This window comes from Pseudomonas sp. GW822-FHT03F08 (assembly GCF_058801265.1).
In genome coordinates this window covers 319,340-345,833 of the sequence record NZ_JBXANC010000001.1, presented here as the reverse complement: position 1 = coordinate 345,833, position 26,494 = coordinate 319,340, and the positions used below count along the sequence as shown (strand labels likewise).

The following is a 26,494-nucleotide window of genomic DNA, read 5'->3' as shown; positions in this document are numbered from 1 at the left end:
GTCTCCGGAATCATTGGGGGAATTTTTACATTCGATGCCGGGCATTTCTTATCTAAGATGAGCTGATTACGTGATTGATCGGTCTGATCAATTCGCCATTGGCTTGTTTTGAGGATTTTTTATGCACAGTGAGCTGGACAGCTACGACCGGCGCATTCTCGCCCTGCTGCAAGAGGACGCTTCCTTGTCCAGCGCACAGATCGCCGAACAGGTGGGCCTGTCGCAGTCGCCTTGCTGGCGGCGGATTCAGCGGATGAAGGAGGAGGGGATCATTCGCGGCCAGGTGACTTTGCTCGATCGCAAGAAAATCGGCCTGAACACGCAGATCTTCGCCGAAATCAAACTCAACGCCCACGGCCGTTCGAACTTCACCGAATTCACCGAGGCGATTCGCGGCTTTCCCGAGGTGCTGGAGTGTTACGTGCTGATGGGGGCGGTGGACTTTCTGTTGCGGATTGTCGCGGCGGACATCGAGGCGTATGAGCGATTCTTCTTCGAGAAGCTGTCGCTGGTGCCGGGGATTCAGGAGGTGAACTCGATCGTGGCGCTGTCGGAGATCAAGTCGACGACGAGCCTGCCGGTATTGCGCTGATGATCGTTCCCACGCGTGGGAACGATCATCATCCGGGGATTACATGCGCAGCAGCATTTTCCAGGCGCGGTTCTGGTAAACCGCAATTGCCTGATGCTTGCGCGCATCGAGCAGTTCATCCGTGATGGTCGGCTCGTTGGCCAGTTGCGCCAGTTTGTTCAGCTCGCCGTACAGACGATCCATTTCCGGGATCTCCAGCACGTTGCGCGCATGGTGCAGCCAGACCTGGATGCGCTCGATGCGCGGCAGTTGCTCGGCCAGATCTTCCGGCTGCTGCTGATAACGCTGCAATTGCAGCGAGGTGGCTTCTTCGCCCAGCAGGCGCGGCAACCAGCTGCCCAATTGCGCCGCACCCTGGCGATTGCCACGGGTGTTGCGGTCGGCCGCCCAGGTGCGGGCCAGCAACCAGCGCGACGTGTTCAGCGAGAACAGGCCCCAGCGCGGGTCTTCCAGTTCTTCGAGGAACTGCTCCGGCGCGGCTTTGCGCACGTCTTCGTCTTCAATACCGACCTGTACCAGTGGACGCCAGTCTTCCAGCAAGGCGTCCAGTGCAACGCGCAGGTCGTGGGTCGATTGACGCGGTGCGGCCTGGCCGAGGCTGCTGAGCAGGGCGCGCATTTCCGCGAGGTTCTCGACCCAGTCCTGCAGCAGGCGCCAATGGCCGTTGAAACGATACTGTTCGGCCAGACGCTGGCTGCTGCCGAGCAAGTGCCAGCTCAGGGCGGCGAAGGCATCGTCCAGCGGGGTTTCAGCGGTGATGGCCGGTGCCGGCAGGCTCAGCGAATAGCTGTTGGCGTCGTACAGGCGATAGCCGCGCTCGGCCTTGCTGATGTCGCACGGCATCAGGGCCAGGGTTTCGGCCAGTTCGGCGGCCAGTTCCAGCAACGCGGCAGGCTCGCCTTCACGCAGTTCCAGTTCCAGCTCGCAGATTTCTTCTTTCTGTTTGCCGACTACCACGTGGCCCAGGTCCAGCGCGGCTTCGATGACCACTTTGGTCTTGCCACGGCCCCAGGCGATTTCGGCGCGTTCACGGACGAAATCGGTGGTGAAGATCGGCTTCAGGGTTTTCTTGTCCAGCTCGGCGAGGGACTCGGGCCAGCATTCGCCGTCGAGTTTCTTCACGTCGAGCTTGGCTTTGGGCAGGTTCCAGTCGTATTCGTTACGCTCGGACAGACCGGCAACGCTCTGGCCACGGGTCTTGAGGGTCTGAATCACTTCTTCGCCGTCCTTGCGCAGGCGCAGGGCAACCTTGGCCCGGGCCAGGTCACGCTCGGGCGTGTCGAAGTACTGATTCATCAACTCACGGCGTTCCCAGCCACTTTTGTTGCGTTTTTTCAGGAGAGGGTGCTCGCGCAGGGCGGCGAGAGTTTCGCGGCTGACGCGGAGTTTGATTTCGGTTTCTTTCTGCATGGCCGGAAAATCCAGGATCGGGAGCGCAGCCGGGGGAATGTGTGGCTGCCAAGGCCGTGCAGTGTACAGGACTCAAACTTCCTACGCCTTGCGGCGGTTTATTCTCGGCGCCGGATGGTTCTATGATGGACTTCAATCCGGGAGTTGGAGTCAGCGATGCCTTTGCCGTCCATGCAAGACCAGTTCGCTGCACTGATCGCCGTGCCGTCGGTCAGTTGCACCCAGCCGAGCCTCGATCAGTCCAACCGGGCAGTGATTGACTTGCTCGCGGGTTGGCTCGGTGATCTGGGCTTCAGCTGCGATATCCAGCAGGTCAGCCCCGGCAAATTCAACCTGCTCGCCAGTTTCGGCAGCGGCCCCGGCGGGCTGGTGCTGGCCGGGCACAGCGACACGGTGCCCTACGACGATGCGTTGTGGAAAACCGATCCACTGAAACTCACTGAAGTCGATGGCCGCTGGGTCGGCCTCGGCAGTTGCGACATGAAGGGCTTCTTCGCCCTGATCATCGAAGCCGTGCAACCACTGCTCGACCAGCCGTTCAGGCAACCGCTGCTGATCCTCGCCACCTGCGATGAAGAAAGCTCGATGTCCGGCGCCCGGGCGCTGGCCGAAGCGGGGCGGCCGCTGGGCCGGGCGGCGGTGATCGGCGAGCCGACCGGGCTCAAGCCGATCCGCATGCACAAGGGCATCATGATGGAGCGCATCGACATCCTCGGGCAGAGTGGCCATTCGTCGGATCCACGCCTGGGGCACAGCGCCCTCGAAGCGATGCACGACGCCATCGGCGAACTGCGTGGCCTGCGCCTGCTGTGGCAGCGCGAATTCAACAACCCGCAGTTCAGCGTCCCGCAGCCGACCATGAACTTCGGTTGCATCCATGGTGGCGACAACCCCAACCGTATCTGCGGTCAGTGTTCGCTGGAGTTTGATCTGCGGCCGTTGCCGGGAATGGACCCGAAGGTCCTGCGGGCCGAGATCCTGCGCAAGCTCAACCCGGTCGCCGAACGGCATCAGGTGAAGATCGACTACGCACCCTTGTTCCCCGAAGTGCCGCCGTTCGAGCAGGCCGAGGACGCCGAACTGGTGCGAATTGCCGAAAAACTCACCGGCCACACGGCCGAAGCGGTAGCGTTCGGCACCGAAGCGCCTTATCTTCAGCGCCTTGGCTGCGAAACCATCGTGCTCGGCCCCGGCGACATCGCCTGCGCCCACCAGCCGGACGAGTACCTTGAAATGTCACGTTTGCAGCCTACCGTGCATCTATTGCGGCAGTTGATCGAACATTACTGTCTCAAAGCTGTATAAATTGCCGTCCGGCCAACCCGTATTCATGAGGAGAGCGCGCGTGTCGCCAAGCCTGTTCCGACGATAACCATCAGCCCGCTGTGCGTTTTCCGTTTCGCCCTTTTTCCGGCTGCTATTTATTACAGGCCCAGGTTCATGCCCGAATACGTCAATTGGCTTCGTCACGCGTCCCCTTATATCAATGCCCACCGCGACTGCACCTTCGTCGTCATGCTGCCCGGCGACGGCGTGGAGCATCCGAATTTCGGCAACATCGTCCATGACCTCGTGCTGCTGCACAGTCTTGGCGTGCGACTGGTGCTGGTGCATGGCTCCCGTCCGCAGATCGAAACCCGTCTTGCCGCGCGCGGCCTGACCCCGCATTACCACCACGGCATGCGCATCACCGATGCCGCGACGCTGGAGTGTGTGATCGACGCGGTTGGCCAGTTGCGCATCGCCATCGAAGCGCGGTTGTCCATGGACATGGCCTCGTCGCCGATGCAGGGCTCGCGCCTGCGAGTGGCCAGCGGCAATCTGGTGACCGCACGGCCGATCGGCGTGCTGGAAGGTGTCGATTATCACCACACCGGTGAAGTGCGCCGGGTCGACCGCAAGGGCATCAACCGTCTGCTCGATGAGCGCTCCATCGTGCTGCTGTCGCCGCTGGGTTATTCGCCGACCGGTGAAATCTTCAACCTGGCCTGCGAAGACGTCGCCACCCGCGCCGCTATCGATCTGGGCGCCGACAAACTGCTGCTGTTCGGCGCTGACCTCGGTCTGATCGACGAAAACGGCAAACTGGTGCGCGAACTGCGCCCGCAACAGGTGCCGGCGCATTTGCAGCGTCTGGGCAGCAACTATCAGGCAGAACTGCTGGATGCCGCCGCCGAAGCTTGCCGTGGCGGCGTGGCGCGCAGTCACATCGTCAGTTATGCCGAGGACGGCGCGCTGCTGACCGAACTGTTCACCCGTGACGGTGGCGGTACGCTGGTGGCCCAGGAGCAATTCGAGCGGGTGCGCGAGGCGGCGATTGAAGACGTCGGCGGCTTGCTCGACCTGATCAGTCCGCTGGAAGAGCAGGGGATTCTGGTGCGCCGTTCGCGCGAAGTGCTGGAGCGTGAGATCGAGCAGTTCAGCGTGGTCGAGCGTGAAGGGATGATCATCGCCTGTGCGGCGCTGTATCAGATTGCCGATTCGGATGCCGGTGAGCTGGCGTGCCTGGCGGTGAACCCGGAATACCGCCATGGCGGTCGTGGCGACGAATTGCTCGAACGCATCGAGACCCGTGCCCGGGCGCAGGGCCTGAAGACACTGTTCGTCCTCACCACCCGCACCGCCCACTGGTTCCGCGAGCGCGGCTTCGAGCCGAGCAGCGTCGAGCGCCTGCCGGCGGCCCGGGCTTCTCTCTACAACTATCAGCGCAACTCGAAGATCTTCGAAAAAGCCCTGTGATCGGCAATTGCCCCCACGCGACTCGTGGGGGCATATCCTTTACTCCGCGACAAACTTCGCACTGACATACGGCGAATAGTCGGGCAGTACGCTTTCGACCTTGCCTTGTTCCTTCAGGAATTTAGCCGTCTCACCAATCGCCTTCGCCGTGCCGCCATCCAGCAGCGCAGTGGTCTGTTGCGCCTTGGCATCGGGGAAAGCCGAACCGGCGAGCAATTCCGGGACGTCGGCAGCGTTGGCACCGGTCAGTTTGGCGATTTTCTGCACCGGCACCGAGTCGGCCGTCCAGCTTTCTTTATGGGCGGCATAGTCGGCGAACGAGTCCAGAGTCACCTTGGCAAATTTGGCCACGACCTCAGGATGCTTCTCCGCAAAGTCCTTGCGCGCTACCCAGACTTCGAAGGTCGGCGCGCCCCACTGGCCGACCTGCGCGGCATCGGTCAGGGTCTTGCCGGTCTTGCGGATCTCGCCCAGCGCTGGTGACCAGACAAAGGCACCGTCGATGTCACCGCGTTTCCAGGCCGCCGCGATTTCTGCGGGTTGCAGGTTCACCACTTTGACTTTCGAGGTTTTCAGCCCCCAGTGCTTGAGCGCACCGAGCAGGCTGTAGTGGGAGGTGGAGACGAACGGGGTGGCGATGGTCTTGCCGATCAGATCCTCGGGCTTGTTGATACCGCTGCCGTTGCGAACGACCAGGGCTTCGGCGGCATTGATCTGTGCCGAGACGATGAACGCGACAATCGGCAGGTTGCGCGAAGCGGCGGCAGCCAACGGGCTGGAACCGAGGTTGCCGATCTGTACGTCACCGGAGGCGATGGCTGTCACAACTTCCGGGCCACTGTTGAAACGGCGCCAGTCGATTTTTTCGCCTATGGTCTTCTCGTAAACGCCATCGGCCTGAGGGACTTTGCTTGGATCGATGCCGGTCTGGTAGCCGACAGTGAGGTTGGCGGCGTGGGCTGAGAAAGAAATCAATGCCGATACAAAAACTGTAACAAATTGACTAGATAGTGCGCGTTTGGCCATGATGGCGTCGCCTTTTCGATAGGGTTTGACGAATCGGGGTTTCGCCAAAGCTAAACGATCTAAAAAAAGGCTAATAAATACCATTTAGGAATGAGCTTAGTCGCCGATACGCTGTATCCCGGTGCAGATGGCCACTACAGAGCCATATACCCGAATGGTATGAAAAAGAATGAATAAATTCTTTTTGGGTTTATCAGGAAATCTTTACCCTGCAAGGACCAAATAACTGCGATTAGACCTTGGTCGTAGACACACAAGGTTACGATTGACTTGTCAGTCACGGTCTGGCGCTAATCGCGCATCTTAGGATCCAGGGGCATCAGACTCCGGACCAGGAACACAAGAATTAGAAACGAGAGGAGCGATACATGAACAAGTCCACCTTGGCCCTGGCCGTGGCTGTAGGGGTTATGGCGCAGCAGGCAGGCGCCGCCGGTTTCATCGAAGACAGCAAGGCCACATTGGGGCTGCGTAACTACTACATCAACACCGACAACCGCGATGGCCAGCCGTCTGCAACGTCGAACACTCGCAACAAGAACGCCGAGTGGGGCCAAGGCTTCGATCTGCGCTTCATCTCCGGTTACACCCAGGGCACCGTTCAGTTCGGTGTTGACGCAATCGGCCTGTACGGCGTGCGCCTGGACTCCAGCCGTGCAGAACACGGCAACTACACCGGCACTGCTTCGGGCGGCACCGTTTTCCCAAGCGATGGCAACAAAGCCGTACACGATTTCGCCAGCCTGGGTGTGACCGGCAAGGTCAAGATCTCCCAGACCGAGCTGAAGGTCGGTACCTTGCTGCCGAACAACCCGGTCATCAAGTACAACGATGGTCGTCTGCTGCCACAAACCTTCCAGGGCGAAGCGATCACGTCGAACGAGATCAAGGACCTGACCCTGACTGCCGGTCAGGTTGAAGCCGTGAAAGGTCGTAACTCGAGCAACAACGAGAACATGTCGATCGCTGGCGCGAACGCCGGTTCGAACTACGACACCGGCGTGTTCAGCAACAAGTTCTACTACGCGGGTGCTGACTACAAAATCACCAAAGACCTGACCGCCTCGTACTACTACGGCGAGCTGAAGGAGTTCTACTCGCAGAACTTCCTGGGTCTGGTACACAACTGGGCAATCGGTCCAGGCGTACTGAAAAGCGACCTGCGTTACTACCGCAGCCGTGACAACGGCAACAACGGCGACACCCCTGCCTACTACACCAGCGGCTTCTATGGCGGCAAAACCGTCAAGGGCAAGGTCGACAACGATCTGTACAGCTACCTGGCGCTGTACTCGGTTGAAGGTCACACCTTCGGTGGCGGCTATCAGTACACCAAGGGTGACAGTGACTTCCCTTGGCTGAACCAGGGTGACGGTTCGTCCAACAGCACCATCACCGACATGCAGATCCAGAAGTTTGCCCGTGCCGGCGAACGTACCTGGCAAGCTCGCTACGCCTATGACTTCGCCAAGGTCGGCGTACCTGGCCTGACGGCTGGCGTGATCTACCTGCGTGGCAACAACATCAATACCCCTCTGGGCGACAGCACCGAGTGGGAACGTGACCTGACCGTTGGTTACGTGATTCCGGAAGGCCCGCTGAAGAACCTCGGCGTTGCCTGGAAGAACGCCATGTGGCGTACCGACCTGGCGAACACTCGTTCCCAGGACGAAAACCGCCTGATCGTCAGCTACTCGATCCCGCTGCTGTAATAGCGCTCCTGCACTGATGTAAAAAACCGACGTAAAAAAGCCCCGTCCGGCATCGCGCCGGACGGGGCTTTTGCGTTTTCGGGTCAGGCCCACCCCCGTAGACCTTTCCCGACATTTCCCTCTTTGCAGCAACTCAAGGCCTTCTCGAACCTTGGGGCCGATGTTCGGCGCGTTGCCGGCAGGCGTCCAGTGAACAGATGTTTAATATTCTTAAACGATATAAATATCTCGTTATTTATTCTTTTTCAGATAGGCAAATCCCGAGCTACAGTTGAGGTCTCCAACAACTCATCAGGAGCAGCACCATGAGCCTCAGACTCGGCGATATCGCCCCCGATTTCGAACAGGATTCCAGCGCTGGCAAGATTCGTTTCCACGAGTGGCTGGGCGATAGCTGGGGCGTGCTGTTCTCCCACCCGGCGGACTTCACCCCGGTCTGCACCACCGAGCTGGGCTTCACCGCCAAGCTCAAGGATGAGTTCACCAAACGCGGCGTGAAGGCCATCGCCCTGTCGGTCGATCCGGTGGACTCGCACCACAAGTGGATCGAAGACATCAACGAAACCCAGCACACAATCGTCAACTTCCCGATCCTGGCCGATGCCGATCGCAAGGTGTCCGATCTCTATGACCTGATCCACCCGAACGCCAGCGATACTCTGACTGTGCGTTCGCTGTTCGTGATCGATCCGAACAAGAAGATCCGCCTGACCATCACCTACCCGGCGAGCACCGGGCGCAACTTCCACGAGATCCTGCGGGTGATCGACTCGCTGCAACTCACCGACAACTACAAGGTGGCCACCCCGGCCAACTGGCAGGACGGTGATGAAGTGGTGATCGTGCCGTCGCTCAAGGATGAAGATGAAATCAAGAAACGCTTTCCGAAGGGCTACCGCGCGGTGAAGCCGTACCTGCGCCTGACGCCACAGCCGAACAAATAACCGTCCTCGGATCGCTCCCACACTCTGCATGGGGAGCGATCAGTTCGAACCACGATGCAGGGTTTCAGGCCGTTTTCACGGCCTGTTTTTTTGCCCGGAAGAACGTGAAACGCATATCTCCACAAAGAATAACCAAATGAATAAATATGATTTATGGATATATGAATCAGCTGGTAAGGTCAGTGTCATTGAAGCGAGATCGCAACCCGCGAATCGCCGGTAACGCTCAAGGAATTGTCTGAATGCTGGTCGTCTCACTCGGTGGCAGTCCCAGTCAACGCTCCCGTTCCGGGGTGTTGCTGGAGCGCTCGCAACGCTGGTTGCAGCAGCAAGGGGTGGAAGTGGTGAGTTATCAGGTGCGGGACTTCCCGGCCGAAGACCTGCTCCACGCCCGCTTCGACAGCCCGAAGGTGCTCGACCTGCTGCAACAGATTGAAAACGCCGATGGCCTGCTGATCGCGACTCCTGTCTACAAGGCGTCGTTCTCCGGCGCACTGAAGACCGTACTGGATCTGCTGCCCGAGCGCGCCCTGAACCACAAGATTGTCTTGCCGATGGCCACGGGCGGCAGTATCGCCCACATGCTGGTGGTCGATTACGCCCTCAAACCAGTGCTGTCGGCGTTGAAGGCCCAGGAAATGCTGCAAGGGATTTTTGCCGAGGACAGCCAGATCGCCTACGGCGAAGGCAGTGCCGCGGCGCAGTTGGCGCCAGCTCTGGAGCAGCGGCTACATGAAGCGCTGGACCAGTTTGTCAGCGCCATGGCCCGCCGGCCGAAGCCACTGGAGCCGGGGCTGTTGAACGAACGTTTGTTGAGTGCTCGCTGGAGCATTTGAGCCACATCGAAACTTGAAGTACTGGCCTTACTCGCCCGCCAACGGGCAAGCAGGTGCAGCCAAAACCCAACAGCAAAAAGGAGAGCGCTATGCGCACTGTATTTTTGCGTCGTGGTCTGGTCGCTCTGTTTGCTGCGGCTGTGTCCTTCGGCGCCATCACTCAAGCTCAAGCCGAGACGCTTCGTATCGGTTATCAGAAATACGGCACGCTGGTGCTGCTCAAAGCCAAAGGCACGCTGGAAAAGCGTCTCGCCGCCCAAGGCGTCGACGTGCAATGGACTGAATTCCCCGGCGGCCCGCAACTGCTGGAAGGCCTGAACGTCGGCTCGATCGACTTCGGCGTCACCGGCGAAACCCCGCCAGTCTTCGCCCAGGCGGCCGGTGCCGACCTGCTCTACGTGGCTTACGAGCCGCCAGCGCCAAACAGCGAAGCGATCCTCGTGCCGAAAGATTCGCCGATCAAATCGGTGGCGGATCTGAAGGGCAAGAAAGTCGCCCTGAACAAAGGCTCCAACGTCCACTACCTGTTGGTGCGTGCGCTGGAAGACGCCGGCCTCAAGTACACCGACATTCAAACCGTATTCCTGCCGCCGGCCGATGCCCGCGCTGCGTTCGAACGTGGCAGCGTCGACGCCTGGGTCATCTGGGATCCGTACCAGGCCGCCGCCGAGAAGCAACTGCAAGCGCACACCCTGCGTGACGGCAAAGGCATCGTCGACAACCACCAGTTCTATCTGGCGACCAAACCCTACGCACAGAAAAATCCCGAGGTGATCAAGACCCTGGTGGAAGAAGTGCGCGCCGTCGGCGAATGGTCCAAGGCCAATCCTGAAGACGTGACCCAACAGGTGTCGCCGCTGCTCGGCCTGCCGGCAGACATCACCCTGACCTCGGTGAAGCGCCAGGGCTACGGCGCGCTGTTCCTGACCCCGGAAGTGGTCGCCGCGCAACAGAAAATCGCCGACACCTTCTACCAGCTCAAGCTGATTCCCAAGCCGTTGAGCATCAAGGATGTGATCTGGACACCACCGGCCGCTGTGGCCCAAAGCTCGGCGACCCAAGCCCAGTAAATCGAATTCCCAAGGAGACCACTCCATGAGCCTCAACATCTTCTGGTTCCTGCCTACCCACGGTGACGGCCATTACCTTGGCACCGCCGAAGGCGCCCGCGCCGTCGACCACGGCTATCTGCAACAGGTCGCGCAAGCGGCGGATCGACTGGGTTTTGGCGGCGTGCTGATTCCCACCGGCCGTTCCTGCGAGGATTCGTGGCTGGTAGCGGCATCGCTGATCCCGGTGACCCAGCGCCTGAAGTTTCTGGTCGCCCTGCGCCCCGGGATCATTTCCCCGACGGTGGCAGCGCGCCAGGCCGCGACCCTGGATCGGTTGTCTGGTGGTCGTGCGCTGTTCAATCTGGTGACCGGTGGCGATCCGGAAGAGTTGGCCGGCGACGGGCTGTTCCTCGATCACGAAGCGCGCTATCAGGCCTCGGTGGAATTCACCCGGATCTGGCGTCGTGTACTGGAAGGCGAAACCGTGGATTACGACGGCGAGCACATCAGCGTGAAGGGCGCCAAATTGCTCTATCCACCGATCCAGCAACCGCGTCCGCCGCTGTACTTTGGTGGTTCGTCGGAAGCGGCGCAGGATTTGGCCGCCGAACAAGTGGAAATGGTTTTGACCTGGGGCGAGCCGCCAGCAGCCGTTGCCGAGAAGATCGAACAGGTTCGGGCCAAGGCCGCCAAACTCGGCCGCACTGTGCGCTTCGGCATCCGTCTGCATGTGATCGTGCGGGAAACCAACGCCGAAGCCTGGCAAGCGGCGGATCGCCTGATTTCGCATCTGGACGACGACACCATCAAACGTGCCCAGGCGTCACTGGCGCGGTTCGATTCGGTCGGCCAGCAACGCATGGCCGCGCTGCACGGTGGCAGTCGTGACAACCTCGAAGTCAGCCCGAACCTGTGGGCCGGCGTCGGCCTGGTGCGCGGCGGTGCCGGTACAGCGCTGGTCGGCGACGGTCCGACTGTAGCTGCACGCGTGAAGGAATACGCGGATCTGGGCATCGATACCTTCATCTTCTCCGGTTACCCGCACCTCGAGGAGTCGTATCGGGTCGCCGAGCTGCTGTTCCCGCACCTCGACGTCGAACGTCCTGAACTGCCGAAAAGCGCCGGTTACGTCAGCCCGTTCGGCGAAATGGTGGCTAACGACATCCTTCCCAAAGCCGCGTCCCAGAGCTGAGGCGCCGCCATGAAGAAATTTATCCACAGCCTCGCGCCCTGGGCGTTGCCGGTGTTGTTGCTGGCGGTGTGGCAGTTGTCGGTGTCGGCGGGTTGGCTGTCGACGCGGATTCTGCCGGCGCCGGTGGCGGTGATCGAAGCCGGTGTGAGCCTGGTGCGCAGTGGTGAAATCTGGACGCACCTGGCGATCAGTGGCTGGCGTGCGGCGCTGGGCTTCACCATCGGTGGCAGCATCGGCCTGGTGCTGGGCTTTATCACCGGCCTGTCGAAGTGGGGCGAACGCCTGCTCGACAGCTCGGTGCAGATGATCCGCAACGTGCCGCATCTGGCGCTGATTCCGCTGGTGATCCTGTGGTTCGGCATCGACGAGTCGGCGAAGATTTTCCTGGTGGCGTTGGGCACGTTGTTCCCGATCTACCTCAACACCTATCACGGCATCCGCAACGTCGATCCGGCGCTGGTGGAAATGGCCCGCAGTTATGGCTTGTCCGGTTTCAGCCTGTTCTGGCAGGTGATTCTGCCGGGGGCGTTGCCTTCGATTCTGGTCGGCGTGCGTTTTGCGCTGGGCTTCATGTGGCTGACGCTGATCGTGGCGGAAACCATCTCTGCCAGCTCGGGCATCGGTTACCTGGCGATGAATGCCCGTGAGTTTTTGCAGACCGACGTGGTGGTGCTGGCGATTCTGCTTTACGCGGTGCTCGGCAAACTGGCCGACCTCGCGGCCCGTGGACTTGAGCGTGTGTGGCTGCGCTGGCATCCGGCGTATCAAGTGGCGAAAGGAGGTGCGGCATGACCGCTCAACAACCTCCACGCCTGCTGCGCGGCATTCCGCTGGCGGTGCGCAATCTGCAAAAGACCTTCGGTTCGCGGCAGGTGTTGCGGGGCATCGACCTGCACATTCCGGCGGGACAGTTCGTCGCCGTGGTCGGACGCAGCGGATGCGGCAAAAGCACGTTGTTGCGCTTGCTCGCTGGCCTCGATCAACCCACCGGCGGCGACCTGCTGGCCGGCGCTGCACCGCTGAGCGACGCGCAGGAAGACACCCGATTGATGTTCCAGGAAGCACGGTTGCTGCCATGGAAAAAGATCATCGACAACGTCGGTCTCGGCCTTAAAGGCAACTGGCGTCCGCAAGCCCTGGAAGCGCTGGATGCAGTCGGCCTCGCCGATCGCGCCAACGAATGGCCGGCGGCCTTGTCCGGCGGGCAGAAGCAGCGTGTGGCACTGGCGCGCGCTTTGATCCATCAACCGCGCCTGCTGTTGCTCGACGAACCGTTGGGCGCACTGGACGCGCTGACCCGGATCGAGATGCAGCAACTGATCGAACGTCTCTGGCAACAGCATGGTTTCACCGTGTTGCTGGTGACCCACGATGTCAGCGAAGCGGTGGCGATTGCCGACCGGGTGATTCTGATCGAGGACGGCGAAGTCGGTCTCGATCTGCAGGTGGAGCTGCCGCGCCCTCGGGTGCGTGGCTCCCATCGACTGGCAGCGCTGGAAACCGAAGTACTCAACCGTGTGTTGTCCCTGCCCGGCGAGCCGCCGGCGCCGGAGCCCGTTTCACCCTTGCCTACGCAACTGCGTTGGGCTCAATAACTCAAGCAAACGACAGGAATCAATGCCATGACTATCAAAGCCATCAACGTACGCAACCAGTTCAAAGGCGCGATCAAGGAGATCGTTCTCGGCGACGTGCTGTCGGAAATCGACGTGCAGACCGCTTCCGGCATCGTCACGTCGGTGATCACCACCCGTTCGGTCAAGGAGCTGGAACTGGAGGTCGGCAGCGAAGTGATCGCCTTCGTGAAATCCACCGAGGTGTCCATCGCCAAGTTGTAAGCCTGTGAGTAAAAAACAACCCCGAAGGGTGTGAGCCCTTCGGGGTTTTTTGTGTCTGTCGTGCGGCGCTAGAGAATACGCTTGGGCAGATAGGGCGGCAGATACAGCCCGATGTAGGCATCGAACACGCGCATCCCTTCCTCGGCCATGCGTGGCGTGATTTGCCCGTGCTGCTGCACCGAGCGGGCGTAGACGCGGTCGCCCAGTTCCATCGCCAGTGCGAACACGTCGACGTCGTCCGGCAGCTTCGGCAGTTCGAAGTGATGATCGAACAGCTTGTGCATCAGGTCGCCCAGTTCCAGATCGTGCTGGCGGTCGGCCTGGGTGACTTCGGTGAGGCCGTGTTGCGCGAGGATCAGTTGCCGGGCGGCGGCGTCTTCGTCGTAGATCTCCAGCATCCGTTGCTCGACCAGTCGTGACAGGTCGCGCCAGTCGCGCAGGGCGTCGTGATCGATCGGCGCTTGCAGGCAGGCGCGGAAAGCCGCGTGGACATCCGCCGTCAGGCCCTCGAGCAAGGCCGGGACGCTGGCGAAGAAATGGTAGACCGAGGAGGGTGGGATCTGCGCGCGCTCGGCGACGCTGTAGACCGACAGGCTCGCCACGCCCTCGGCGGCCAGCAGCGTGCGCGCGGCGTCGAGTATCGAATCGATCCGCGCCTGGCTGCGGGCACGGGGTTTGCGGACGGGGGCGGGACGCGTCATGAAAGTCTCCTGCGGGGCATCGGGCATTGTACGCAGAGCTTGGCCATGTGCCACAGGGGCCAATAAAAAACGCCGCGGGCTGAGAAGCCAACGGCGTTTTCTTTTGCTGCAATCCGCTTAAACGGTATGCAGGTACCAGTTGTACTCAAGGTCGGAGATGGAGTGTTCGAACTCCTCCAGCTCGCTTTCCTTACAGGCGACGAAGATATCGATGTACTTAGGATCGATGTACTTGGCCATCACCTCGCTGTCGTCCAGCTCGCGCAGGGCATCGCGCAAGTTGTTCGGCAGGCTCTGCTCGTTCTGCTCGTAGCTGTTGCCTTCGACCGGAGCGCCCGGTTCGATTTTGTTGACCAGACCGTGGTGCACGCCCGCCAGGACCGAAGCCATCAGCAGGTACGGGTTGGCGTCGGCGCCGGCAACGCGGTGTTCCAGACGGACCGCGTCGGCGGAGCCGGTCGGTACGCGCAGGGCCACGGTGCGGTTGTCCAGGCCCCAGCTCGGCGAGTTCGGCACGTAGAACTGTGCGCCGAAACGACGGTAGGAGTTGACGTTCGGGCAGAGGAAAGCCATCTGCGCGGGCAGGGTCTCGAGCACACCGCCGATCGCGTGACGCAGTGCGGCGTTCTGCTCGGGATCCTCGCTGGCAAAAATGTTTTTGCCTTGTTTATCCAGAATCGAAATGTGGACGTGCAGACCGTTGCCGGCCTGACCCGGGTACGGCTTGGCCATGAAGGTGGTGTCCATTTCATGGTCGTAGGCGATGTTCTTGATCAGACGCTTGAGCAGGACCGCGTAATCGCACGCCTTGATCGGGTCGGCGACGTGGTGCAGGTTCACTTCGAACTGCGCCGGGGCACTTTCCTTGACGATGGCGTCGGCCGGGATGCCTTGCTCTTTCGCACCTTCCAGAATGTCCTGGAGGCAGTCGACGTATTCGTCGAGGTCGTCGATCAGGTAAACCTGGGTCGAATGCGGGCGTTTGCCGGAGATCGGCGAGCGTGGCGGCTGAGGGCGGCCGTTCACGTTTTCCTGGTCGATCAGGTAGAACTCGAGTTCGAATGCGGCGCAGATGGTCAAGCCCAGCTCGTCAAACTTTGCAACAACTTGACGGAGTACTTCGCGCGGATCGGCGAAGAAAGGGTCACCTTCGAGTTCGTGCATGGTCATCAACAGTTGCGCGGTAGGGCGCTTCTGCCATGGCTCGTTGCACAGGGTGTCGGGGATTGGATAGCAGATACGGTCGGCGTCGCCGATGTCCAGGCCCAGGCCGGTGCTTTCCACCGTCGAACCATTGATATCCAGAGCAAATAGAGAGGCCGGCAGGTTGATGCCTTTCTCGTAAACCTTGTGGAGGCTGGTGCGTTCGATGCGCTTGCCGCGCACCACACCATTCATATCCGCAATCAGAAGGTCAACGTACAGAACCTCAGGATGTTCCTTAAGGAACGCGTTCGCTTCGTTAAGCTGAACGGCACGCGGGGGTACCGACATGATGCAACACCTTTGTTGTTAAAAATATCAATCATTGATCTTTTCTGGTTTCAGTCAACCCGAACGGCCTGCCGAAGTCAAGCGAGGCCTTTTTTGCCCTGAAAAAGCGCCATGAGGGCATTTATGGGGCACTTTGGGGCATTTTTTTATCCATGGAGGACACGCCACCCGCAGGCTTGAGCAGGCCGTGTTGTATTTTTTACGGGGGTGTTGTGTAAAAAAATGAACAAGGCTAAGCTCGGGTCAAACCCATAACAGCAATAATACCGGGGTGCTTCATGTCTCGCCTGCCGTTAATCGGCGTCACCGACTGCTCCTTGCAGTCCGGTCTGCATGCTTATCACATCAGTGGCGACACGTCCGTCCGCAGCGCAGCCAGCAAGGCTCGCAGCCTGCCAGCGGTGTCTCTGTCCACGGCAGATCAGGCGACAGCGTCCGATATTCTGGACGCATGCGGGGGCATCCTCTTTAGCGGTTCTCCTTTCAATATAGATCTCTTTCCTTCTTCCGGCCTGCACCGCGCCCGTCGCCGTGCCCGTGATTCTGCACGCCCGGAATGTGCACAGGAAATGCAACGCCAGCGTAAAGGGCAGGTAAGCTCCTCCTTCATTGTCTATGCGCGGTGCCAGGCGTAAGCCGGTACTGCGCGCAAGCAAGCCCCCTTAACGCGACGCCCCGTGCGTCAAACTTGCCTGACACGCGTCAGGAGACTCAGCCCAGAGGCATTTATGAGTAACAACCTCGACCAGCTCACCGATTGGTTGAAAGACCACAAGATCACAGAAGTCGAATGCATGATCGGCGACTTGACCGGTATCACCCGGGGCAAGATCTCGCCGACCAACAAGTTCATCGCCGAAAAAGGCATGCGCCTGCCAGAGAGCGTTCTGTTGCAGACCGTGACCGGCGACTACGTCGAAGACGACATCTATTACGAACTGCTCGACCCGGCCGACATCGACATGATCTGCCGCCCCGACCAGAACGCCGTGTACCTGGTGCCATGGGCCATCGAGCCGACCGCCCAGGTGATCCACGACACCTACGACAAGCAAGGCAACCCGATCGAGCTGTCGCCGCGCAACGTCCTCAAGAAAGTCCTGAAACTCTATGCCGACAAGGGCTGGCAGCCGATCGTGGCGCCGGAAATGGAGTTCTACCTGACCAAGCGCAGCGACGACCCCGACTATCCGTTGCAGCCGCCAGTCGGCCGTTCCGGGCGTCCGGAAATCGGTCGTCAGTCGTTCTCCATCGAAGCGGCGAACGAATTCGATCCGCTGTTCGAAGACGTCTACGACTGGTGCGAACTGCAGGAGCTGGACCTCGACACGCTGATCCACGAGGACGGCACCGCGCAGATGGAAATCAACTTCCGTCACGGCGATGCCTTGTCCCTCGCCGACCAGATCCTGGTGTTCAAACGCACCATGCGTGAGGCCGCCCTCAAGCACAACGTGGCCGCCACCTTCATGGCCAAGCCGATGACCGGTGAGCCGGGCAGTGCGATGCACCTGCACCAGAGCATCATCGACATCGAGACCGGCAAGAACGTGTTCTCCAACGAAGACGGGACCATGAGCCAGTTGTTCCTGCACCACATCGGTGGCCTGCAGAAACTGATCCCGGAATTGCTGCCGCTGTTCGCACCGAACGTCAACTCGTTCCGCCGCTTCCTGCCGGATACCTCCGCGCCAGTAAACGTGGAGTGGGGCGAAGAAAACCGCACCGTGGGCCTGCGCGTACCGGATGCCGGCCCGCAGAACCGTCGGGTGGAAAACCGCCTGCCGGGCGCCGACGCCAACCCGTACCTGGCGATTGCCGCGAGCCTGCTCTGCGGCTACATCGGCATGGTCGAGGGCCTCAACCCGAGCGCGCCGGTCGTGGGCCGTGGTTACGAGCGCCGCAACCTGCGCCTGCCACTGACCATCGAAGACGCGCTGGAGCGTATGGAAAACAGCGCAACCATCGAGAAATACCTGGGCAAGACCTTCATCACCGGCTACGTCGCGGTCAAGCGGGCCGAGCATGAAAACTTCAAGCGCGTGATCAGTTCCTGGGAGCGTGAGTACCTGCTCTTCGCCGTCTGATACGCCGGGCGCGGTGGCCAGCCGCCGCGCCTTCACCGATAACAAGGAGAATTGGCATGACCAGCAACAACCCGCAAACCCGTGAGTGGCAAGCCCTCAGCAGCGATCACCACCTGGCCCCGTTCAGCGACTTCAAACAGCTGAAAGAAAAGGGTCCACGGATCATCACCAACGCCAAGGGCGTGTACCTGTGGGACAGCGAGGGCAACAAGATCCTCGATGGCATGGCGGGTCTGTGGTGTGTGGCGATCGGTTATGGGCGCGATGAGCTGGCCGATGCGGCCGCCAAGCAAATGCGCGAGCTGCCTTACTACAACCTGTTCTTCCAGACCGCCCACCCACCGGCACTGGAACTGGCCAAGGCCATCGCCGACGTGGCGCCGGAAGGCATGAACCATGTGTTCTTCACCGGTTCCGGCTCCGAAGGCAACGACACCATGCTGCGCATGGTTCGCCACTACTGGGCGATCAAGGGCCAGCCGAACAAGAAAGTCATCATCAGCCGCAAGAACGGCTACCACGGCTCCACCGTGGCCGGCGCGAGCCTGGGCGGCATGACGTATATGCACGAGCAGGGCGACTTGCCGATTCCGGGCATCGTCCATATCGCTCAGCCGTACTGGTTCGCCGAAGGCGGCGACATGACCCCGGAAGAATTCGGGATCTGGGCAGCCAATCAGCTGGAAGAGAAGATTCTGGAAGTCGGCGTCGACAACGTCGGTGCCTTCATTGCCGAGCCGATCCAGGGTGCCGGCGGCGTGATCATTCCGCCTGACACCTACTGGCCGCGCATCAAGGAAATCCTCGCCAAGTACGACATCCTGTTCGTGGCGGACGAAGTGATCTGCGGTTTCGGTCGTACCGGCCAATGGTTCGGCAGCGATTTCTACGACCTCAAGCCCCACATGATGACCATCGCCAAAGGCCTGACGTCCGGCTACATCCCGATGGGTGGCCTGATCGTGCGCGACGAAGTGGTGGCGGTGCTCAACGAGGGTGGCGATTTCAACCACGGCTTCACCTACTCCGGTCACCCGGTGGCGGCGGCGGTGGGTCTGGAAAACATCCGGATTCTGCGCGAAGAGAAAATCATCGAACGCGCCCATGAAGAAACGGCACCGTATTTGCAGAAACGTCTGCGCGAGCTGAACGATCACCCGTTGGTGGGAGAAGTGCGCGGAGTCGGTCTGCTGGGGGCCATCGAGCTGGTGCAGGACAAAGCCACTCGCAAGCGTTACGAAGGCAAGGGTGTGGGCATGATCTGCCGCCAGTTCTGCTTCGACAACGGGCTGATCATGCGCGCCGTGGGCGACACCATGATCATCGCGCCGCCGCTGGTGATCAGCAAGGCGGAGATCGATGAGCTGGTGACCAAGGCGCGCAAGTGCCTGGACCTGACCCTCAGTGCATTGCAGGGCTAAGTGCTAGGCTCTGAGCGATGGAGCTGTTGCGCTGTCGCTCGGAGCTGTCAGAAAGGCTGGTCTTTTCTTGAAAGACCGCCTCGTATCTTGCCAGACTAGCCGCGGTTCCAGTTGTCCGGGTTCGGCCGCTGAACAAAGTGGTTCAAAAAAGAAAAATTTGGAGCATGACGCATGAAGGCATTAGGTAAAAAGCTTGCTGGCAAGACTCTTCTGGCCCTGTCCGTCGCGGGCATGATGGCGGGCGCGGTTCACGCGGACGACAAAGTGCTGCACGTCTACAACTGGTCCGACTACATTGCTCCGGACACCATCGCGAACTTCGAGAAAGAGTCGGGGATCAAGGTCGTCTACGACGTGTTCGACTCCAACGAAACCCTGGAAGCCAAGCTGCTGGCGGGCAAGTCCGGCTACGACGTGGTCGTGCCGTCGAACAACTTCCTGGCCAAGCAGATCAAGGCCGGTGTCTACCAGGAGCTGGATCAGTCCAAACTGCCTAACTGGAAGAACCTGAACCAGGACCTGCTCAAGGCCGTGTCGGTCAGCGACCCGGGCAACAAGCACGCCTTCCCGTACATGTGGGGTTCGATCGGCATCGGCTACAACCCGGAGAAGGTCAAGGCTGCGCTGGGCGTCGACAAGATCGATTCCTGGGACGTACTGCTGAAGCCGGAAAACATCGCCAAGCTCAAGGGCTGCGGCGTGAGCTTCCTCGATTCGCCGACCGAAATGCTCCCGGTCGCGTTGCACTACCTGGGCCTGCCAACCGACTCCCAGAAGAAAGAAGACATCAAGAAAGCCGAGGACCTGTTCCTCAAGATTCGTCCTTCGATCACCTACTTCCACTCGTCCAAGTACATCTCGGACCTGGCCAACGGCAACATCTGCGTAGCGGTCGGCTACTCGGGTGACGTGCAGCAGGCCAAGTCCCGTGCCGCCGAGGCCGGTGACAAGGTGAAAGTCAGCTATGCGATTCCGAAAGAAGGCGCTGGCAGCTTCTTCGACATGGTCGCCATTCCGAAGGATGCCGAAAACGTTGAAGGCGCCTACAAGTTCATGACCTTCCTGCAGAAGCCTGAAGTCATGGCCGGCATCACCAACGCCGTACGTTTCCCGAACGGTAACGCCGCTGCAACGGCACTGGTGGAAAAAGACATCACCAGCGATCCAGGCATCTACCCGCCAGCCGACGTGCAGGCCAAGCTGTATGCCATCGCCGATCTGCCGGCGGCGACCCAGCGTGAAATGACTCGCAGCTGGACCAAGATCAAATCCGGTAAATAAGCCGGTTTGACGCAGCAACCGCTGGCCGTCGCGTTCGCAAGGACGGCCAGCGGTGCAATTAAATGACAGAAAGTTTTGCTGGAACGGTTTTTCGAGGGTAAGTTGCGCGCCGGTTTTGTTGCCGGGCAACCGTGACTGTCATGCAGCGCGGGGCAACTTGGGCCCAACTAAATTAGAGGACCTCCACTTGCCTATTTTTTCTTCTTTGCGCAATGCCCTGCTGGCCGCTGCCGGCCTGACGTTCGCTGTCGGTGCCCAAGCCGCCGGTACTGTGCATATTTATAACTGGTCGGATTACATCGGCGAGACCACCCTGGCCGATTTCCAGAAAGAAACCGGGATCAAGCCGGTCTACGACGTGTTCGACTCCAACGAGACCCTGGAAGGCAAACTGCTTGCCGGGCGTACCGGTTACGACGTGGTCGTGCCGTCGAACCACTTCCTTGGCAAGCAGATCAAGGCGGGCGCGTTCCAGAAGCTCGACAAGGCGCAGCTGCCGAACTATTCCAACCTCGACCCGGTGCTGCTCAAGCGTCTGGAACAGAACGATCCGGGCAACCTGTACGCCGTGCCGTACCTGTGGGGCACCAACGGCATCGGCTACAACGTCGATAAAGTGAAAGCCGTGCTCGGCGTCGACAAGATCGACTCCTGGAGCGTGCTGTTCGAGCCTGAGAACATCAAGAAACTGCACAGCTGCGGCGTGGCGTTCCTCGATTCGGCCGATGAAATGATGCCGACCGTGCTCAACTACATGGGCCTGAACGCCAACAGCACCGATCCCAAGGACTACGAGAAAGCCACGGCCAAGTTGCTGGCGGTGCGTCCCTACGTGACCTACTTCCACTCCTCGAAATACATCGGCGATCTGGCCAACGGCGACATCTGCGTGGCCATCGGTTTCTCCGGCGACATCTTCCAGGCCAAGCACCGCGCCGAAGAAGCCAAGAAAGGCGTGAACATCGCCTACGCCATCCCGAAAGAGGGCGGCGCGCTCTGGTTCGACATGCTGGCGATTCCGAAGGACTCGTCCAACGTCAAGGAAGCCCACGCCTTCATCAACTATTTGCTGAAACCTGAGGTGATCGCCCAGGTCAGTGATTACGTCGGTTACGCCAACCCCAATCCGGGTTCGGACAAGCTGATGGAGCAGTCCATTCGCACCGACGAAGCGGTTTATCCACCGCAGGCCGTTCTCGACAAGACTTACGTGTCGATCGAGTTGCCGCCGAATATTCAGCGTTTGATGACCCGCAGCTGGACCAAGGTCAAGTCGGGTAAATAGCTTCAACGTACAAACTATCCTGGGTTCGTCTTGCGTGGGCGAACTGCACTCTTTTTTTCTGGGAGTTTCGTAAATGGCAGTTGCCTCCGGCGCCTATAAGAAAGCCCTCGAGGGCGACCAGACACCTAAGCAGGTGCTGGTTAAAATCGACCGGGTCACGAAGAAGTTCGACGAGACGGTTGCCGTGGACGATGTGTCCCTGGAAATCAAAAAGGGCGAGATCTTCGCTCTGCTCGGCGGTTCGGGATCGGGCAAATCCACTCTGCTGCGGATGCTGGCAGGGTTCGAACGGCCCACGGAGGGGCGCATTTTCCTCGACGGCGTCGACATCACCGACATGCCGCCGTACGAGCGACCGATCAACATGATGTTCCAGTCGTACGCTCTGTTCCCGCACATGACCGTGGCGCAGAACATCGCGTTCGGCCTGCAGCAGGACAAGATTCCCAAGGCCGAGATCGACGCCCGCGTGGCCGAGATGCTCAAGCTGGTGCAGATGAGCCAGTACGCCAAGCGCAAGCCGCACCAGTTGTCCGGCGGCCAGCGTCAGCGTGTGGCGCTGGCGCGTTCGCTGGCCAAGCGGCCGAAGCTGTTGCTGCTCGACGAACCGATGGGCGCACTGGACAAGAAACTGCGTTCGCAGATGCAGCTGGAACTGGTGGAAATCATCGAGCGCGTGGGTGTGACCTGCGTGATGGTGACCCACGACCAGGAAGAGGCCATGACCATGGCCGAGCGCATCGCGATCATGCACCTGGGCTGGATCGCCCAGATCGGCAGCCCGATCGACATCTACGAAACCCCGACCAGCCGCCTGGTCTGCGAATTCATCGGCAACGTGAACATCTTCGAAGGTGAAGTGATCGACGACGCCGAAGGCCACGCGACCATCACCTGCAAGGACCTCGACCGGCAGATCTACGTCGGCCACGGCATCAGCACCTCGGTGCAGGACAAGTCCGTGACCTACGCGATCCGTCCGGAAAAACTGCTGGTCACCGCCGAAATGCCGACCTGCGAATACAACTGGTCCAGCGGCAAGGTGCACGACATCGCCTACCTCGGCGGCCACTCGGTGTTCTACGTCGAATTGCCGAGCGGCAAACTGGTGCAGTCGTTCGTGGCCAACGCCGAGCGTCGTGGCGCACGTCCGACCTGGGGTGATCAGGTGTACGTGTACTGGGAAGATGACAGCGGCGTGGTACTTCGCTCATGAACATGCGCAAATTCAAACGCCGGCTCAATCGAATAATTCCCGGTGGCCGCCAACTGGTCATCGGGGTGCCGTTCATCTGGCTGTTCCTGTTCTTCATGCTGCCGTTCTTCATCGTTCTGAAGATCAGCTTTGCCGAAGCAGACGTGGCCATCCCGCCGTACACCGAGATCTACAGCTTCGTTGACCAGAAGCTGCAAGTGCTGCTGAACCTGGGCAACTACGCGATGCTCGGTGACGACGAACTCTACATCTCGGCGTACCTCGGTTCGCTGAAGATGGCGTTCTTCAGCACGCTGTTGTGCCTGCTGATCGGCTACCCGATGGCCTATGCCATCGCCAGTGCCCGTAAGGAAGTGCAGACGGTGCTGGTGCTGCTGATCATGATGCCGACCTGGACCGCGATCCTGATCCGCGTCTATGCGTGGATGGGCATCCTCAGCAACAACGGCCTGCTCAACGGTTTCCTGATGAGCATGGGCTTCATCGATGAGCCGCTGCAGATCCTCAACACCAACCTCGCGGTGTACATCGGCGTCGTCTACTCGTACCTGCCGTTCATGATCCTGCCGCTGTACGCCAACCTGGTGAAGCACGACAACAGCTTGCTGGAAGCGGCGTCCGATCTGGGTTCGAGCACGTTCAACAGCTTCTGGAAAATCACTATTCCGCTGTCCAAGAACGGGATCATCGCCGGCTGCATGCTGGTGTTCATCCCGGTGGTGGGCGAGTTCGTGATCCCGGAACTGCTCGGCGGTCCGGAAACCCTGATGATCGGTAAAGTGCTCTGGCAAGAGTTCTTCAACAACCGTGACTGGCCGGTGGCGTCCGCCCTGGCGGTGGTGATGCTGGCGATCCTGATCGTGCCGATCATCCTGTTCAACCGCAGTCAGGCCAAGGAAATGGAGGGTAAAGAATGAAGCGCTTCCGTTTCTCCAGCCTGATGCTGGTGCTCGGCCTGTTGTTCATCTATCTGCCGATGCTGATCCTGGTGATCTACTCGTTCAACGCCTCGAAACTGGTGACGGTGTGGGGCGGCTGGTCGATCAAGTGGTACGTCGGCCTGCTCGACAACACCCAACTGATGGGCTCGGTGGTGCGCTCGCTGGAAATCGCCTGCTACACCGCCGTCGCGGCAGTGGCGCTGGGCACGCTGGCGGCGTTCGTCCTGACCCGCATCACGCGCTTCAAGGGCCGTACGCTGTTCGGCGGCCTGGTCACTGCGCCGCTGGTAATGCCTGAGGTGATTACCGGTCTGTCGCTGTTGCTGCTGTTCGTGGCCATGGCGCAGATGATCGGCTGGCCACAGGAGCGTGGCATCGTCACCATCTGGATCGCTCACACCACGTTCTGTGCGGCGTATGTGGCGGTGGTGGTGTCGGCGCGTCTGCGTGAGCTGGATCTGTCCATCGAAGAAGCAGCGATGGACCTGGGTGCGCGGCCGTGGAAGGTGTTCTTCCTGATCACCATCCCGATGATCGCACCGTCGCTGGCGGCGGGCGGCATGATGTCGTTCGCCCTGTCGCTGGACGACCTGGTGCTGGCGAGCTTCGTCTCCGGCCCGGGTTCGACGACCCTGCCGATGGAAGTGTTCTCGGCGGTGCGTCTGGGCGTGAAGCCTGAGATCAACGCCGTGGCCAGCCTGATTCTGTTGGCGGTGTCGCTGGTGACCTTCATGGTCTGGTTCTTCAGCCGCCGTGCCGAAGAGTCGCGCCGCAAGGCGATCCAGCAAGCCATCGAAGAAGGCGCTGCCGATTCGTGGAAACAACCGGACGTGCGCCGGGCGCAGACGCCGGAAGCGGCTTAAGTCTTCCGACACAAAAAAACCTCGCGACCGTTACCGGCCGCGAGGTTTTTTTATGCCCGGTCAGGACACCCAGGGCGATTGGCGGATGACTTCGACAAAGTTCATCGGCTTGAACCCCGGCGCCTGATCCTTCAGCACATCAGTCTTTACATTGCCGAACGTCGTCTGCGGGCGATGACGCAAGCCATCGGCGAACGCGCAGATGATGCACTCCTTGAAACCCTCGCCCCGTGGATGCGCATGCACCACCGCCTCGCGCTGCACGGTGGTGAACGCGGCGTAATCCATGCCCAGCACATCCATCTCGACGCCTGCCGTCACCAGCGCCACGGTCGGACGCAGATGCTTCGGTACGCCCGGTGTGGTGTGCAGGGCGATCGACAGCCAGACCTGTTCGATGTCGTCATCACTCAACCCGTAAGGCTTGAGAAACGCCGCCGCGGCGTTGGCGCCATCGACTTCGAAACGTTCGTCGTCGCTGCGGTGACCATCGACCAGCCCCAGGTCGTGGAACATCGCACCGACGTACAGCAGCTCCGGATCGTAGGCCAGTTGCTGGCGTTCGCCGCTCAAGGCACCGAACAGAAACACCCGGCGCGAATGGTGGTAGAGCAGGTCGGATTCGATGTCGCGGATGTATTCGGTGGTGGCCCGGGCGAGGGCGCTGTCGGGGATCTGGATACCGGCGATGGTCGTGGTCATGTTGAGCTTCCTCGTCGAAAACGCCGTCACGGCGCTGATGGAGAAAGTCTGTTCCCGGGGGCAAAACCGGACAATCGATCCATGGCTGCGATCCTTGCCATTCCACCTGCAAATCGTGCCAGCTCGCTTCTGCGGCGTGGATTGGCTAGGGTTGGCGCTGATCCGCCATTCCCCGGGAGCCGATATCGCCATGAACAGAACCGTTGCCATCGTGGTGTTCCCCGGCGTGCAGGCGCTGGACGTCAGCGGGCCCATGGATGTGTTCGCCGAGGCCAACCGCTTCCTGGCGCCGGAGGATCATTACCGGCTCGAAGTGATCGGCGTCGAGCGCGGACCGATGGCGTGTTCCAACGGGCTGACCCTGAGTGCTCACCGGCATTTCAGCGACGTGCAGGAAGCCTGCGATTTGCTGCTGGTGGCCGGTGGGCCGCAGTTGCCGTTCCTGGATTTCGGCAGCACGTTCGATGCCTGGTTGCGTGAGGCCTGCGGGCGGGCGCGGCGGTTCGGTTCGATCTGCAACGGTGCGTTCATGCTTGCCCGTGCCGGGTTGCTGGAAGGGCGTACGGTCACCACTCATTGGAACGACGCCGAGGCGCTGGCGCAGTTGTGCCCGTCGAGCCGGGTCGAGGCCGATCGGCTGTACGTCGAGGATGGTCAGCTCTACACCTCGGCGGGGGTGACGGCGGGGATCGATCTGTCGCTGTACCTGCTGGCGCGTGACTACGGTGCCGAGGTGGCGCTGAGCGTGGCCAAGCGGCTGGTGGTGTTTACCCAGCGCTCGGGCGGGCAGTCGCAGTTCAGCCCGTTTCTCACGCCCCACGCCGAACCGACGTCGGCGGTGGCGATGGTGCAACTGTACGTGCTGGCCAATCTCACCGGCGACCTGACCATCGCCGACCTGGCGAATGCCGCCAACATGAGCGCACGGAATTTCTCCCGGGTGTTTGCTCGCGAAGCGAAAGTCACCCCGGCGGAGTTCGTCGAACGGGCGCGGGTGGATGCGGCGCGGGTGATGCTCGAAAGCACCACGGCGCCGCTGAAAACGGTGGCGTATCAATGCGGGTTTCGCGATGCGCAACACATGCGCAGCGTGTTCAACCGCCGGCTGGGGGTGACGCCGCAGCAGTTTCGGCTGAACTTTGCGGCGATGGTTTGAACGGCG

General features: G+C 60.6%; 25 protein-coding genes. 20 read left to right on the top strand and 5 right to left on the bottom strand.

Annotated features, from left to right (window positions below; genetic code table 11):
- Positions 1-121: 121 nt before the first annotated feature.
- Complete coding sequence (locus AC1RME_RS01590) at positions 122-592, top strand: Lrp/AsnC family transcriptional regulator (RefSeq protein ID WP_007951785.1); 471 nt, start codon at positions 122-124, stop codon at positions 590-592.
- A gap of 39 nt (positions 593-631) precedes the next feature.
- Here AC1RME_RS01590 and AC1RME_RS01585 read toward each other — a convergent pair whose 3' ends face one another.
- Positions 632-2,002 carry a CYTH domain-containing protein gene (locus AC1RME_RS01585; protein ID WP_096817442.1) on the bottom strand — a complete coding sequence of 457 codons (1,371 nt, stop codon included), beginning with the start codon at positions 2,000-2,002 and terminating at the stop codon, positions 632-634.
- A 156-nt stretch (positions 2,003-2,158) separates the two neighbouring features.
- On the opposite strand from AC1RME_RS01585, the gene argE reads away from it, so the two are divergent.
- Positions 2,159-3,307 carry an acetylornithine deacetylase gene (gene argE, locus AC1RME_RS01580; RefSeq protein ID WP_096817444.1) on the top strand — a complete coding sequence of 383 codons (1,149 nt, stop codon included), beginning with the start codon at positions 2,159-2,161 and terminating at the stop codon, positions 3,305-3,307.
- 135 nt (positions 3,308-3,442) lie between these two features.
- Entirely contained in the window at positions 3,443-4,741 is a 1,299-nt protein-coding gene (gene argA, locus AC1RME_RS01575) for an amino-acid N-acetyltransferase (protein WP_096817446.1), read from the top strand.
- 39 nt (positions 4,742-4,780) lie between these two features.
- On the opposite strand, the gene tauA is transcribed toward argA, so the two are convergent.
- A complete protein-coding gene (gene tauA / locus AC1RME_RS01570; RefSeq protein ID WP_096817963.1) occupies positions 4,781-5,770 on the bottom strand; it encodes a taurine ABC transporter substrate-binding protein in 990 nt (329 codons plus the stop codon).
- Between the two features lie 365 nt (positions 5,771-6,135).
- Here tauA and AC1RME_RS01565 point away from each other — a divergent pair, with 365 nt between their 5' ends.
- The 8 genes from AC1RME_RS01565 (at position 6,136) to AC1RME_RS01530 (ending at position 13,341) form a co-directional block, all read left to right on the top strand.
- Positions 6,136-7,479: an OprD family porin gene (locus tag AC1RME_RS01565; RefSeq protein ID WP_096817448.1), complete on the top strand. Its 1,344-nt coding sequence runs from the start codon at positions 6,136-6,138 to the stop codon at positions 7,477-7,479.
- Positions 7,480-7,784: 305 nt separating this feature from the next.
- Positions 7,785-8,423, top strand: a complete 639-nt coding sequence (locus tag AC1RME_RS01560; protein WP_457380131.1) for a peroxiredoxin — start codon at positions 7,785-7,787, stop codon at positions 8,421-8,423.
- 242 nt (positions 8,424-8,665) lie between these two features.
- Positions 8,666-9,259 (top strand): NADPH-dependent FMN reductase, encoded by a 594-nt coding sequence (gene ssuE / locus AC1RME_RS01555; RefSeq protein ID WP_085731495.1) that lies wholly within the window; start codon positions 8,666-8,668, stop codon positions 9,257-9,259.
- 89 nt (positions 9,260-9,348) lie between these two features.
- A complete protein-coding gene (locus AC1RME_RS01550) occupies positions 9,349-10,329 on the top strand; it encodes a sulfonate ABC transporter substrate-binding protein (protein WP_096817451.1) in 981 nt (326 codons plus the stop codon).
- A gap of 25 nt (positions 10,330-10,354) precedes the next feature.
- Positions 10,355-11,503, top strand: a complete 1,149-nt coding sequence (gene ssuD, locus AC1RME_RS01545) for an FMNH2-dependent alkanesulfonate monooxygenase (protein ID WP_011336452.1) — start codon at positions 10,355-10,357, stop codon at positions 11,501-11,503.
- Between the two features lie 9 nt (positions 11,504-11,512).
- Complete coding sequence (gene ssuC / locus AC1RME_RS01540; protein WP_011336451.1) at positions 11,513-12,295, top strand: aliphatic sulfonate ABC transporter permease SsuC; 783 nt, start codon at positions 11,513-11,515, stop codon at positions 12,293-12,295.
- Complete coding sequence (gene ssuB, locus AC1RME_RS01535; protein ID WP_096817453.1) at positions 12,292-13,098, top strand: aliphatic sulfonates ABC transporter ATP-binding protein; 807 nt, start codon at positions 12,292-12,294, stop codon at positions 13,096-13,098. The genes ssuC and ssuB overlap by 4 nt, the downstream gene beginning before the upstream one ends.
- A 27-nt stretch (positions 13,099-13,125) precedes the next feature.
- On the top strand, positions 13,126-13,341 hold the full coding sequence (locus tag AC1RME_RS01530) for a TOBE domain-containing protein (protein WP_007953520.1): 216 nt from the start codon (positions 13,126-13,128) through the stop codon (positions 13,339-13,341).
- 68 nt (positions 13,342-13,409) lie between these two features.
- Here the strand turns inward: AC1RME_RS01530 and AC1RME_RS01525 are convergent, their stop codons facing one another.
- Positions 13,410-14,042 carry a TetR/AcrR family transcriptional regulator gene (locus tag AC1RME_RS01525; RefSeq protein ID WP_085708993.1) on the bottom strand — a complete coding sequence of 211 codons (633 nt, stop codon included), beginning with the start codon at positions 14,040-14,042 and terminating at the stop codon, positions 13,410-13,412.
- 117 nt (positions 14,043-14,159) lie between these two features.
- Positions 14,160-15,536 (bottom strand): glutamine synthetase family protein, encoded by a 1,377-nt coding sequence (locus AC1RME_RS01520; protein ID WP_096817455.1) that lies wholly within the window; start codon positions 15,534-15,536, stop codon positions 14,160-14,162.
- 278 nt (positions 15,537-15,814) lie between these two features.
- Between AC1RME_RS01520 and AC1RME_RS01515 the strand changes: the two genes are divergently transcribed.
- The 8 genes from AC1RME_RS01515 (at position 15,815) to AC1RME_RS01480 (ending at position 24,630) form a co-directional block, all read left to right on the top strand.
- Positions 15,815-16,171, top strand: a complete 357-nt coding sequence (locus AC1RME_RS01515) for a gamma-glutamyl-gamma-aminobutyrate hydrolase family protein (protein ID WP_141401752.1) — start codon at positions 15,815-15,817, stop codon at positions 16,169-16,171.
- Positions 16,172-16,264: 93 nt separating this feature from the next.
- The gene (locus AC1RME_RS01510; RefSeq protein WP_096817456.1) at positions 16,265-17,623 is read left to right on the top strand and encodes a glutamine synthetase family protein; all 1,359 of its coding nucleotides are present in this window, start codon (positions 16,265-16,267) and stop codon (positions 17,621-17,623) included.
- A 56-nt stretch (positions 17,624-17,679) separates the two neighbouring features.
- The gene (locus AC1RME_RS01505) at positions 17,680-19,044 is read left to right on the top strand and encodes an aspartate aminotransferase family protein (RefSeq protein ID WP_011336447.1); all 1,365 of its coding nucleotides are present in this window, start codon (positions 17,680-17,682) and stop codon (positions 19,042-19,044) included.
- A gap of 171 nt (positions 19,045-19,215) precedes the next feature.
- The gene (locus AC1RME_RS01500; protein WP_096817458.1) at positions 19,216-20,325 is read left to right on the top strand and encodes a polyamine ABC transporter substrate-binding protein; all 1,110 of its coding nucleotides are present in this window, start codon (positions 19,216-19,218) and stop codon (positions 20,323-20,325) included.
- A 187-nt stretch (positions 20,326-20,512) separates the two neighbouring features.
- The gene (locus AC1RME_RS01495) at positions 20,513-21,610 is read left to right on the top strand and encodes a polyamine ABC transporter substrate-binding protein (RefSeq protein WP_096817460.1); all 1,098 of its coding nucleotides are present in this window, start codon (positions 20,513-20,515) and stop codon (positions 21,608-21,610) included.
- Between the two features lie 73 nt (positions 21,611-21,683).
- A complete protein-coding gene (locus AC1RME_RS01490; protein WP_096817462.1) occupies positions 21,684-22,826 on the top strand; it encodes an ABC transporter ATP-binding protein in 1,143 nt (380 codons plus the stop codon).
- Positions 22,827-22,861: 35 nt separating this feature from the next.
- Complete coding sequence (locus tag AC1RME_RS01485; protein WP_244142489.1) at positions 22,862-23,743, top strand: ABC transporter permease subunit; 882 nt, start codon at positions 22,862-22,864, stop codon at positions 23,741-23,743.
- Positions 23,740-24,630, top strand: a complete 891-nt coding sequence (locus tag AC1RME_RS01480; protein WP_085709000.1) for an ABC transporter permease subunit — start codon at positions 23,740-23,742, stop codon at positions 24,628-24,630. Before AC1RME_RS01485 ends, AC1RME_RS01480 begins: the two co-directional genes overlap by 4 nt.
- 60 nt (positions 24,631-24,690) lie before the next feature.
- Here AC1RME_RS01480 and AC1RME_RS01475 read toward each other — a convergent pair whose 3' ends face one another.
- Entirely contained in the window at positions 24,691-25,332 is a 642-nt protein-coding gene (locus tag AC1RME_RS01475) for an HD domain-containing protein (protein WP_096817466.1), read from the bottom strand.
- 190 nt (positions 25,333-25,522) lie between these two features.
- Here AC1RME_RS01475 and AC1RME_RS01470 point away from each other — a divergent pair, with 190 nt between their 5' ends.
- Complete coding sequence (locus AC1RME_RS01470; protein ID WP_096817965.1) at positions 25,523-26,488, top strand: GlxA family transcriptional regulator; 966 nt, start codon at positions 25,523-25,525, stop codon at positions 26,486-26,488.
- Positions 26,489-26,494: the final 6 nt, after the last annotated feature.